This window comes from Bacillus sp. LR--39 (assembly GCF_053613335.1).
Genome location: NZ_JBSIOT010000545.1, coordinates 1 through 879, shown reverse-complemented (window position 1 = coordinate 879; position 879 = coordinate 1). Strand labels below are relative to the sequence as shown.

1 protein-coding gene is annotated in these 879 nt (G+C 48.8%); it reads left to right on the top strand.

Going from position 1 to position 879, the window contains the following annotated elements:
• Positions 1–879 (top strand): acyl-CoA carboxylase subunit beta (locus tag ACWHAR_RS24775; RefSeq protein WP_452088143.1); only part of this gene is annotated, 879 nt, incomplete at both ends.

Genomic DNA, 879 nt, shown 5'->3' with positions numbered 1-879 from the left:
AAGTGTCTCTCGAAGAAATGAGTGGCGCCCGTATGCATTGCTCAATCTCCGGCTGCGGAGATATTCTTGCAGAAACTGAAGAAGAAGCCATACAGCTGGCGCGGGCTTATTTGTCTTACTTTCCGGCAAATTTTCAAGAAAAAGCGCCCATTCATGAGAAACGCCCGCCAAAACACTTCGACACCCCGCTTGCCGACGTCATTCCGCAAAATCAAAACGCACCTTTTGATATGCATGAGCTGATTGAGCGGGTCATAGATGAAGACTCATTTTTTGAGATCAAAGCCTTATTTGCACCGGAATTATTGACGGGCCTCGCACGAATCCACGGACAGCCTGTCGGCATTGTTGCAAACCAGCCAAAGGTAAAAGGAGGCGTCTTATTCCACGATTCAGCAGACAAAGCGGCTAAGTTTATTACCTTATGTGACGCTTTTCATATCCCATTGCTGTTCTTAGCCGATATCCCCGGTTTTATGATTGGCACAAAAGTAGAACAGGCTGGGATTATCAGACACGGAGCGAAAATGATTTCTGCGATGTCAGAGGCAACTGTTCCAAAACTCTCTGTCATTGTCCGAAAAGCTTACGGGGCGGGGTTGTATGCAATGGCAGGGCCGGCATTTGAACCGGATTGCTGTCTAGCGCTCCCAACCGCCCAAATCGCCGTCATGGGCCCTGAGGCCGCTGTAAACGCTGTCTACGCTAAAAAAATCGCCGAGCTGCCAGAAGAAGAGAGAGCCGCATTTATCAGCAGCAAACGGGAGGAATTCAAAGAGGACATCAATATCTACCGTCTGGCTTCAGAAATGATCATTGATGCTGTTATCCCAGCCAATTCGCTGCGTGATGAGCTGGCCAAACGGCTAAAGGCATACA